This window comes from Streptococcus pseudopneumoniae (assembly GCF_001074975.1).
Taxonomy (GTDB): Bacteria; Bacillota; Bacilli; order Lactobacillales; family Streptococcaceae; genus Streptococcus; species Streptococcus pseudopneumoniae_D.
Genome location: NZ_JUUO01000096.1, coordinates 1 through 9,584, shown reverse-complemented (window position 1 = coordinate 9,584; position 9,584 = coordinate 1). Strand labels below are relative to the sequence as shown.

The 9,584-nt window shown below is 39.1% G+C and carries 12 protein-coding genes; 7 read left to right on the top strand and 5 right to left on the bottom strand.

The window, feature by feature from the left end; translation table 11 throughout:
- Positions 1–154: 154 nt before the first annotated feature.
- The 5 genes from ADI86_RS12235 to ADI86_RS05370 all read right to left on the bottom strand — a co-directional run bounded on the left by ADI86_RS12235 (position 155) and on the right by ADI86_RS05370 (position 3,155).
- Complete coding sequence (locus tag ADI86_RS12235) at positions 155–301, bottom strand: hypothetical protein (protein WP_049532089.1); 147 nt, start codon at positions 299–301, stop codon at positions 155–157.
- A 21-nt stretch (positions 302–322) separates the two neighbouring features.
- Positions 323–940, bottom strand: a complete 618-nt coding sequence (locus tag ADI86_RS05385; protein WP_049532088.1) for a histidine phosphatase family protein — start codon at positions 938–940, stop codon at positions 323–325.
- Positions 940–1,419: an aminoacyl-tRNA deacylase gene (locus ADI86_RS05380; protein ID WP_001085896.1), complete on the bottom strand. Its 480-nt coding sequence runs from the start codon at positions 1,417–1,419 to the stop codon at positions 940–942. The genes ADI86_RS05385 and ADI86_RS05380 overlap by 1 nt, the downstream gene beginning before the upstream one ends.
- Entirely contained in the window at positions 1,419–2,261 is an 843-nt protein-coding gene (locus ADI86_RS05375) for a DUF368 domain-containing protein (RefSeq protein ID WP_049532087.1), read from the bottom strand. The genes ADI86_RS05380 and ADI86_RS05375 overlap by 1 nt, the downstream gene beginning before the upstream one ends.
- Before the next feature lie 93 nt (positions 2,262–2,354).
- Positions 2,355–3,155: a GH25 family lysozyme gene (locus tag ADI86_RS05370; protein ID WP_049532086.1), complete on the bottom strand. Its 801-nt coding sequence runs from the start codon at positions 3,153–3,155 to the stop codon at positions 2,355–2,357.
- Positions 3,156–3,309: 154 nt separating this feature from the next.
- Between ADI86_RS05370 and glmU the strand changes: the two genes are divergently transcribed.
- The 7 genes from glmU (at position 3,310) to ADI86_RS05335 (ending at position 9,314) form a co-directional block, all read left to right on the top strand.
- Positions 3,310–4,689, top strand: a complete 1,380-nt coding sequence (gene glmU / locus ADI86_RS05365) for a bifunctional UDP-N-acetylglucosamine diphosphorylase/glucosamine-1-phosphate N-acetyltransferase GlmU (RefSeq protein WP_049532085.1) — start codon at positions 3,310–3,312, stop codon at positions 4,687–4,689.
- 9 nt (positions 4,690–4,698) lie between these two features.
- A complete protein-coding gene (locus tag ADI86_RS05360; RefSeq protein ID WP_049532084.1) occupies positions 4,699–5,244 on the top strand; it encodes an NUDIX hydrolase in 546 nt (181 codons plus the stop codon).
- An 11-nt stretch (positions 5,245–5,255) separates the two neighbouring features.
- On the top strand, positions 5,256–5,567 hold the full coding sequence (gene macP / locus ADI86_RS05355) for a cell wall synthase accessory phosphoprotein MacP (protein ID WP_049532083.1): 312 nt from the start codon (positions 5,256–5,258) through the stop codon (positions 5,565–5,567).
- A gap of 16 nt (positions 5,568–5,583) precedes the next feature.
- Complete coding sequence (locus tag ADI86_RS05350; RefSeq protein ID WP_049532082.1) at positions 5,584–6,276, top strand: 5'-methylthioadenosine/adenosylhomocysteine nucleosidase; 693 nt, start codon at positions 5,584–5,586, stop codon at positions 6,274–6,276.
- Positions 6,277–6,352: 76 nt separating this feature from the next.
- Positions 6,353–6,844, top strand: a complete 492-nt coding sequence (gene rocS / locus ADI86_RS05345; RefSeq protein ID WP_000021242.1) for a chromosome segregation protein RocS — start codon at positions 6,353–6,355, stop codon at positions 6,842–6,844.
- A gap of 107 nt (positions 6,845–6,951) precedes the next feature.
- Entirely contained in the window at positions 6,952–7,542 is a 591-nt protein-coding gene (locus ADI86_RS05340) for a 3'-5' exonuclease (protein WP_049532081.1), read from the top strand.
- 8 nt (positions 7,543–7,550) lie between these two features.
- Positions 7,551–9,314 carry a glycerophosphoryl diester phosphodiesterase membrane domain-containing protein gene (locus ADI86_RS05335; protein WP_049532080.1) on the top strand — a complete coding sequence of 588 codons (1,764 nt, stop codon included), beginning with the start codon at positions 7,551–7,553 and terminating at the stop codon, positions 9,312–9,314.
- Positions 9,315–9,584: the final 270 nt, after the last annotated feature.

The window sequence follows — 9,584 nt, the reverse complement described above, 5'->3', positions numbered from 1 at the left end:
TCTTTTCGCTTTTGAACCCTTATATATCAAGAAAAAGAAAACCAGTGGAAGTTAGTCTAAGACTGATTTCCACTGATGTCACGCGTTTTTCTCATACTAAAGGCTAGGTTGTGGGAAACTGGAACTTAGTTTTAGAAGTTACCAGAACTTGACGCTAACACTCTTCGAAAATCTCTTCAAACCACGTCAACGTCGCCTTGCCGTAGATATGGTCACTGACTTCGTCAGTCTTATCTACAACCTCAAAACTGTATTTTGAGCAGCCTGCGGCTAGTTTCCTAGTTTGCTCTTTGATTTTCATTGAGTATAAAATCAAGTTCTGTTATTGATAGGAAGTATCATTCCAAGTATAGAGAGTGAATGTTTCAAAATCATGGGTTTCTAGAATTGTCAGGCTGGCATTTGCTAGACCGCCATCTTTACGAAGAAGAGGTTCTTTATAACCTAGAAGAGTACGAAGACTGGCAGTAAGATTGGCACCGTGACCAACAATTAGAATATGCTCAGCCGGACTATCTTTTAATGATTTGATAAATTTGATGGTCCGTTGCGTGGTGCTATAGAGGGATTCGGCACCGAACATTTGAGTGTCAAACTTGGCAAGATTAGATCGGAAAGCTTTGATTTGTTGCGGGTAAATAGCTTCCAAGGTTGCAATTTTTAAACCTTCCAACTTCCCCAGCTGCCATTCACGGAGATTAGGAACACGTTCTAAAAGACAGGGGGTCTGGAGTTGACTTTGGATAATCTCAGCAGATTTGACCGCTCGAGGTAAATCACTTGAATAAATCTGATCGAAAGGAATATCCTTGAGATACTGGCCAAGTCGTTTTAGAGTGTCAATAGATTCAGGAAGAAGGGGAGAATCTCCACTAGCACCTTGAAAGCGTCCTTCTTGGTTCCAGAGGGTACGACCGTGGCGGACAAAGTAGAGTTTCATTACTTGTCCTCCAAGATATCTGCAAAGTCGGCCTTTACAAAGCTGGCCAATTCTTGTGGAGCGACGATAATGCTGTGACCAACTTCCCCAGCAGAGACAATCATTTGATCCAAGTCTAGAGCAATCTTATCGATAAAAATGGGGTAATTGTGTTTCTGACGAATTCCGACGGGATTATTGGCTCCATGAATATAACCAGTTGTTTTTTCCAAGTCTTTTTGTGGAATCATGCTCACTTTTTTATTGCCAGAAATTTTGGCTAGTTTCTTTTCAGACAAGTGTTTAGTGATAGGCACAATTCCGATAATCGGTCCTGTTTTATCTCCCAAAAGCGCCAAAGTTTTGAAAATCTGATCTCGTTCATAACCTTGAGGAAGCTCTCCTTCTAGGGCATTGATTTGAATCCCCTGATGTGGGATACCTGCTTTAGATAGGATTTGTTCCACCAATGTTTTTTTGATTTTAACTTTTTTTGCCATTATTTATACTTATCCTCCAATTGGCTCATCCAAATACCAAGCCAGATTCCCAGTGCAAAGAAGAAGGCGATGATGACATATCCAACAAGTGAAAGTCCTGTGTACTGGATACTTTCAGCGTTTCCTGAATTTGGAATCAAGATCAAAAGGGTACTTGAAAGGACGATACCGATGATGAAATGATAGACGCGTGAGTGGAAGTTATTTAGGGCATAATCCATCAACTTTGAAAAAATGATAAGAGTTGCACCTGCGCCAATTCCAATAGGGAAGAAGGTTCCCATGAGGTCAAAGGTTTTAAAACCAGTCAACATAGGAGCATAGAGACCCAAAATTAAAAGTAGATTTGATGGACTGAGGCCAGGAACTAATACGCCAAGAGCCAGCAGTGCACCAGCTAGGACGAAATTAAGAAAGCTGGCGCTCAAGGTTCCAACGACAAAATTTAAGGCATAGAGTCCTAATCCAGAAATGATAAAGGTTGTCCAGAACCAAGCTAAATCAATCTTGTCTCGGTCAGATTCTCGAGTTGATTCTTTGAGGAGGCTAGGAACTGTACCAATGATGGCACCCGCAAAGCTCCATAAGACAAAGACCTGATAATTTTCAAGCAGGTATTCAATCGGGTAGGAAAATAAGCCGATTCCCAGAAGCATACCAATCGCAACCGGAATAAAGTACAAAACATTTTCTTTAAAGTCTTTAAAGGGATGGGCCAGAAAGCCAATCATCCGTTCATAAATTCCCAAGATTGCTGCTAGAACCCCTCCCGAAATTCCTGGTAGAATAAATCCCAGAGCAATGACAATCCCTTTAATAATGCGTGCTAACCATGAGAGCATATATTTCCTCCAACTATTTCTATTTCAAAAATCCTTACTATATTGTATCACAATCAAACACAAAAAGAAAAAGCAAATGATAAACAAATGCTTTTAAGGTTTTAAAAAGAGTTTTCTAAAGGTTTCTTCTTTGTTTTTTAAGGAAGAAATGACGTTGATGTCCAAATCATGGTCAAAGCCAGCAATTTTTCCTTTAGAAGTGTACTGGTGGATATCGTAATCTAAGTCCGTATTAGGTTTGCTTTCGAAAAATCCAGTATTTGATCCATAGGAAGGAATCCAAACAGACGTAAACTTGCCTGTATCAATACTGTGTTCTTCCATGAAATATACACCAATGTAGATTCCGATATTTTTAGCACCAAGTGATTCTAGCTTTGCTCGAAAGGCTTCAACACCTTCGTTCATATTGGGCATGGTTTTTTCTTCCACATCTAGCCAATAGTAACTAGGGCTGTATGGTGAAGAGGCGTTATAAAATACTTCAGCAGCCTTTTCCATTTCTTGGACACTTTTTCCAGCTACATAGGCATAGACCCCAACTGGGACATTTCGTTTTTGAAACTCGGTGATATGGGTTTTAAAGGCCTTATCTACACCATTAACAAAGGAAGCATCGCTTTCTTTTGAAGACTGAGCTCCGCTGTGAACACGAACGATGGCTCCAGAAATGTTTTGGGAGAGAGCATCGTAATTGATTTCCTCAGGACGCTGCCAACCAGAAACATCAATTACTGGTTTATCTATATTATGTAGCGCTTGTGTCTCTACTTGTGCGATATTTGACTTTGTTTTTACAGGATGGTCCTCAAAGCGAGGGCGATTCAGGATTAAAATGAAAATCATAATCCCAAAAAAACCAAATAAAATAAGCGGATTAATTTTCTTTCTCATATCTCATAATTTTACCTTAAAAATGAAAAAAAATCAAAAAAAATACTCAAAAAATGGGTTAAGAAAGGACTTTAGAGCATTTTTTCATTCAAGAGCGCGGAATGATTTGAAATATGGTATAATAAAAGGGAATTTCTAGAGAAAAGAGAAGATTATGTCAAATTATGCCATTATTTTAGCAGCGGGTAAAGGGACTCGTATGAAATCTGATTTGCCAAAAGTTTTGCACAAGGTTGCGGGTATTTCTATGCTGGAACATGTTTTCCGTAGTGTGGGGGCTATCCAACCTGAAAAGACAGTCACAGTTGTAGGACACAAGGCGGAATTGGTTGAGGAGGTCTTGGCTGGACAGACAGAATTTGTAACTCAATCTGAACAGTTGGGGACAGGTCATGCAGTCATGATGACTGAGCCTATCTTAGAAGGTTTGTCAGGTCACACCTTGGTCATTGCAGGAGATACGCCTTTAATCACAGGTGAAAGCTTGAAAAACTTGATTGATTTCCACATCAATCATAAAAATGTGGCCACTATCTTGACCGCTGAAACGGATAATCCTTTCGGCTATGGACGAATTGTACGTAATGACAATGCTGAAGTTCTGCGAATTGTTGAGCAGAAGGATGCTACAGATTTTGAAAAGCAAATCAAGGAAATTAACACTGGAACTTACGTCTTTGATAACGAGCGTTTATTTGAGGCTTTGAAAAATATCAATACCAATAACGCTCAAGGCGAATACTATATTACAGATGTCATTGGCATTTTCCGTGAAGCTGGTGAAAAAGTTGGTGCTTATACATTAAAAGATTTTGACGAGAGTCTTGGGGTAAATGACCGTGTGGCTCTTGCGACAGCTGAGTCAGTTATGCGCCGTCGCATCAATCATCAACACAGGGTCAATGGTGTTAGCTTTGTCAATCCAGAAGCAACTTATATTGATATTGATGTTGAAATTGCTCCTGAAGTTCAAATAGAAGCCAATGTTACCTTGAAGGGGCAAACGAAAATTGGTGCTGAGACTGTTTTGACAAACGGTACTTATGTAGTGGATAGCACTATCGGAGCAGGAGCTGTCATTACCAACTCTATGATTGAGGAAAGTAGTGTTGCAGACGGTGTGACAGTCGGTCCTTATGCCCACATTCGTCCAGGTTCAAGTCTGGGTGCCCAAGTCCATATTGGTAACTTTGTTGAGGTGAAAGGTTCTTCAATCGGTGAGAATACCAAGGCTGGTCATTTGACTTATATCGGAAACTGTGAAGTGGGTAGCCATGTTAACTTTGGTGCAGGAACCATTACAGTCAACTATGACGGCAAAAACAAATACAAGACAGTTATTGGTAACAATGTCTTTGTTGGTTCAAATTCAACCATTATTGCGCCAGTAGAACTTGGTGACAATTCTCTTGTTGGTGCTGGTTCAACTATTACAAAAGATGTTCCAGCGGATGCGATTGCTATTGGTCGTGGTCGTCAGGTCAATAAAGACGAATATGCAACACGCCTTCCTCATCATCCTAAGAATCAGTAGGAGACTATCATGGAATTTGAAGAAAAAACACTTAGCCGAAAAGAAATCTATCAAGGACCAATATTTAAACTGGTCCAAGATCAGGTTGAATTACCAGAAGGCAAGGGAACTGCCCAACGGGATTTGATTTTCCACAATGGAGCTGTCTGTGTTTTAGCAGTAACGGATGAGCAAAAACTCATCTTGGTCAAGCAGTATCGCAAAGCCATCGAGGCTGTCTCTTATGAAATTCCAGCCGGAAAATTGGAAGTAGGAGAAAATACAGACCCTGTAGCAGCAGCCCTTCGTGAATTAGAGGAAGAAACAGCCTATACAGGAAAGTTAGAACTCTTGTACGATTTTTACTCAGCTATTGGCTTTTGTAATGAAAAGTTAAAACTATACCAAGCAAGCGATTTGACAAAGGTGGAAAATCCGCGTTCGCAGGATGAAGATGAAACCTTGGAAGTCCTTGAAGTGAGCTTAGAAGAAGCCAAGAAATTAATCCAATCAGGTCATATCTGTGATGCCAAGACAATTATGGCTATTCAGTATTGGGAATTGCACACAAAATAGAGGAGGTCAGTATGGGTAAACCTTTATTAACGGATGAAATGATTGAAAGAGCTAATAGAGGCGAAAAAATTTCGGGTCCCCCTTTGCTAGATGATGAGGAGACTAAGATTTTACCAACTTCTTCTTCCCGTTTCGGTTATGCCAATCCTAAGGGGCATGGCTTTAGTCAGGAAACCTTGAAGATTCAGGTCGAACCGTCTATTCATAAAAGCCGTCGCATTGAAAATACCAAGAGAAATGTCTTCAATTCTAAATTGAATAAAATCTTATTTGCAGTCATCTTTCTCTTGATTTTGCTTGTTTTAGCAATGAAACTTTTGTAATAGAAAAGGAAATGAAATGAAAATAGGAATTATTGCGGCTATGCCAGAAGAACTGGCTTATCTGGTCCAGCATCTAGAAAATGCCCAAGAGCAAGTTGTTTTAGGGAATACCTATCATACAGGAACCATTGCCTCGCATGAAGTCGTTCTTGTAGAAAGTGGAATTGGCAAGGTCATGTCTGCTATGAGTGTGGCGATTTTGGCTGATCATTTCCAGGTGGATGCACTTATTAATACGGGATCAGCTGGGGCAGTAGCAGAGGGTATTGCAGTTGGTGATGTTGTGATTGCTGACAAATTGGCTTATCATGACGTGGATGTCACAGCTTTTGGCTATGCTTATGGACAAATGGCGCAACAACCGCTTTATTTCGAATCAGATAAAACCTTTGTTGCCAAAATCCAAGAGAGTTTATCTCAATTGGACCAGAATTGGCATCTTGGTTTGATTGCTACCGGAGATAGTTTTGTTGCAGGAAATGATAAGATAGAAGCGATTAAGTCCCATTTCCCAGAAGTTTTAGCTGTTGAGATGGAGGGAGCGGCTATTGCTCAGGCAGCGCATGCTCTTAATCTTCCAGTCTTAGTCATCCGTGCTATGAGTGACAATGCCAACCATGAAGCAAACATCTCTTTTGATGAGTTTATTATCGAAGCTGGACGTCGCTCTGCCCAAGTCTTATTAGCCTTTTTGAAGGCCTTAGATTAAGCGAAAATTTGACAGTTTTTCTAGCTTATGATAAGATTTAAGTAAAGAAAAGCTAGAAAACGTTTCAGAGGATATTATGAGTATTGAAATGACCGTCAGTGAGATTGCAGAGGTCTTAGGATTATCTCGTCAAGCAATCAATAACCGTGTCAAAGAATTACCAGAAGAAGACACAGATAAAAATGACAAAGGGGTAACAGTCGTTACCAGAAGTGGCTTGATTAAGCTAGAAGAAATCTATAAAAAAACGATTTTTGAAGATGAGCCTGTCAGTGAAGATGTCAAGCAACGTGAACTGATGGAGATTCTAGTGGATGAGAAGAACGCAGAAATTCTTCGTCTTTATGAACAATTAAAAGCAAAGGATCGTCAGTTATCAGAAAAAGACGAGCAGATGCGTATCAAAGACCGTCAGATTGCGGAGAAAGACAAACAACTCGATCAGCAGCAACAATTGACTCTTCAAGCCATGAAGGATCAAGAAAATCTTAAGCTAGAGCTGGACCAAGCAAAAGAAGAAGTCCAATCAACTAAGAAAGGCTTTTTTGCTCGTTTATTTGGAGGATAATCAAGGAGCTGTTTAGGTTAAATGCTAACCTGATGGCTTCTTTTATTTGTGAATAGTATAGTTACTCAAAATGAATAAGAAGATAGACAGTAGAGGAGAAGGATAGAATGGAACGATTAGAAGATTACATTGCTTTTGACTTAGAATTTAATCAGCACGAAGGACAAACACACTTGATTCAAGTTTCGGCAGTGCGTTTTAGAGATGGTCAGGAAATCGATGCCTATGATTCCTATGTTCATACCAGTGTGCCTTTAAAAAGTTTTATTAATGGTTTGACTGGGATTACGGCTGAGACCTTAAAAGATGCTCCGCCAGTGGAGGAAGTCATCAAAGATTTCCAAGAGTTTGTAGGTTCTTTACCGATGGTTGGATACAATGCTGCTAAAAGTGATTTGCCTATTCTAGCAGAGCATGGTTTAGACTACAGCCAGCAGTACAAGGTAGATTTGTATGATGAAGCTTTTGAACGTCGGAGTTCGGATTTACATGGTATTGCCAATCTCAAATTGCAAACCGTCGCCTCATTTCTTGGATTTCAAGGGCAGTCCCATAATAGCTTGGAGGATGCTCGGATGACGGCGCGTGTTTACGAGTCCTTTCTAGAGTCCGATCAAGCTAGAGAATTGTTAGGAACAGAAAGTAGCCTGTCGAACAATCCTTTTGGAGGCTTGGACTTGTCTCAATTATTTGACTAGGAGTGCCTATGAAACCTGAAAAACCTAAAAATCTAGGTTTTAAGCAGATATACTTTAATCTAGATAAAATACTTTTTCTCTTTTTCTTGATATTCATGATGATTGAGTTTGTCTGGTTACCACTTAATTCTTGGATTGCTGGACTGTTGCTCCGTCAGACAGGTTATCTCTTTCTTTCCTACAATAATATTTTTGCCATTATAAAGGGTTCTCCCTTTGTTAGTCTTGCTTTATTTGTTCTGGTAATCGTTAATTTACTAATCGCCTATTACCAGATAGGGCTTCTCTTTATCGGAGCTCGACACCTCCTCTATCATGAAAAGAGAACTCTGCTGGAGTACAGTCGCAAGGTCTTTCGTCAGAGTTTCTTATTCATGAGACAAGTGACGATTTCCAAAATGGCCTTTATCTTCTTTTATGTCATGATGCTTTTTCCATTGATTCGAAAGATTTTAAAGATTTATTATCTCAATAAAATTGTGATTCCGGACTTTATCGTTGATTATGTGGAAGACAAGTATTGGCTTGTAGGTATAGTGGTTACTATTTTGGCTTTACTTCTGTTTTACATTTCAGTGCGTCTCATGTTTGCCCTACCTCAGCTTTTATTTGAGAAGAAGAAAGTCAAAGAAGCAGTCAGATATAGTCTAGAGAAGACAAGAAAGCACTCATGGTTTTATATTTGGAACTTGCTTTGGATTGTCGTCAAAACCTACCTATTTTTCATTCTTTTATTGATTCCAATCTTAGCAAGTCAGGCACTGATGGATGGTCTGACCCATAAGGAATCTCTTGTACTGGGAATTATCAACTTTGTCTTGATTAAGAATTTCCACTATATGGCCTTGACTTACTTTCTCATTAAGTTTGTTTCCTTTTTGACAGGGGAGGAACTAGAAATCACACCAAGGAGAAAGAAAGACCACTGGATGAGATGGGGAGTGATGGGATGTGCTGGTATCTTTTTCGCTCTTGAGGGTTATGTTTATTTAGAAGCTCCAGTTGCCAATAAACCTTTAATTATCTCTCACAGGGGAGTATCCAATAAGAATGGTGTACAAAATACCGTCCAATCTTTAGAAAAGACGGCTCAGTTATCTCCAGATTTCGTTGAGACAGATGTTCAGGAAACAAAAGATGGCCAGTTTGTCATGATGCATGATGCCAATATCAAGAATCTGACAGGAGTTAATGCCAATCCTCAGGATCTAACTTTGGATGAATTAACCAAACTTGATATTTCTGAAAATGGCTATCATACCAAGGTATCTAGTTTTGATGACTACCTCAACAAAGCTAATGAATTACATCAAAAGCTTCTTATTGAGATTAAAACCAGTCGAAAAGATAGCCCAGATATGATGAAACGATTTATGGACAAATATGGAACGGTTCTTAAGCAGAATGGTCACCAAATGCAATCTTTGGACTACCATGTGATTGACCAGGTGCTAGCCTACGATTCTCAAATTCCAGTCTATTTCATCCTACCTTATAATAGTATTTTTCCAAGAACCAAGGCTACAGGTTACACCATGGAGTATTCAACTTTAGATGAAAATTTTGTCAACAAGCTTTGGAATACCGATCAGAAATTGTACGTTTGGACCATCAATAGTTCAGAGTCTTTTGATAAATCTGTTCAGCTAGGAGCTGATGGTATGATAACGGATGATTTAGAAATGATTCAAGACCAGGTTACTATTGCCCAAGAAGACCCAGAGTATACGGATTTACTTTTCAAACAGGCCATGGAATTCTTTAATTTTTAGTAATATAGTAGGTTGAATATAGAACAGTACGTCGCGATTGATAAAACATTTCTAGAAATTAATTTGACTTCCCCAATCGATTTGTTGACATCTTATTTCAATCTACCATAAAAAAGAGGTTGAGCAAAAACTCACCTCTAATACTAGACTAAAATCAAAAAACATCTTATAATGGTAGTTATGAAACTTACAAACGAAGAAATACAGAAAATTGAAAAACTCCTAAGAGATTCATCGTACGCCAAATATCACAAACGTCTACAGATTATT

Coding starts and splice junctions, on each gene's coding strand:
- ADI86_RS05360 (WP_049532084.1), top strand. CDS start 4,699: ATGGAATTTGAAGAAAAAACACTTAGCCGAAAAGAAATCTATCAAGGA.
- ADI86_RS05385 (WP_049532088.1), bottom strand. CDS start 940: ATGAAACTCTACTTTGTCCGCCACGGTCGTACCCTCTGGAACCAAGAA.
- glmU (WP_049532085.1), top strand. CDS start 3,310: ATGTCAAATTATGCCATTATTTTAGCAGCGGGTAAAGGGACTCGTATG.
- ADI86_RS05340 (WP_049532081.1), top strand. CDS start 6,952: ATGGAACGATTAGAAGATTACATTGCTTTTGACTTAGAATTTAATCAG.
- rocS (WP_000021242.1), top strand. CDS start 6,353: ATGAGTATTGAAATGACCGTCAGTGAGATTGCAGAGGTCTTAGGATTA.
- ADI86_RS05335 (WP_049532080.1), top strand. CDS start 7,551: ATGAAACCTGAAAAACCTAAAAATCTAGGTTTTAAGCAGATATACTTT.
- macP (WP_049532083.1), top strand. CDS start 5,256: ATGGGTAAACCTTTATTAACGGATGAAATGATTGAAAGAGCTAATAGA.
- ADI86_RS12235 (WP_049532089.1), bottom strand. CDS start 301: ATGAAAATCAAAGAGCAAACTAGGAAACTAGCCGCAGGCTGCTCAAAA.
- ADI86_RS05375 (WP_049532087.1), bottom strand. CDS start 2,261: ATGCTCTCATGGTTAGCACGCATTATTAAAGGGATTGTCATTGCTCTG.
- ADI86_RS05350 (WP_049532082.1), top strand. CDS start 5,584: ATGAAAATAGGAATTATTGCGGCTATGCCAGAAGAACTGGCTTATCTG.
- ADI86_RS05370 (WP_049532086.1), bottom strand. CDS start 3,155: ATGAGAAAGAAAATTAATCCGCTTATTTTATTTGGTTTTTTTGGGATT.
- ADI86_RS05380 (WP_001085896.1), bottom strand. CDS start 1,419: ATGGCAAAAAAAGTTAAAATCAAAAAAACATTGGTGGAACAAATCCTA.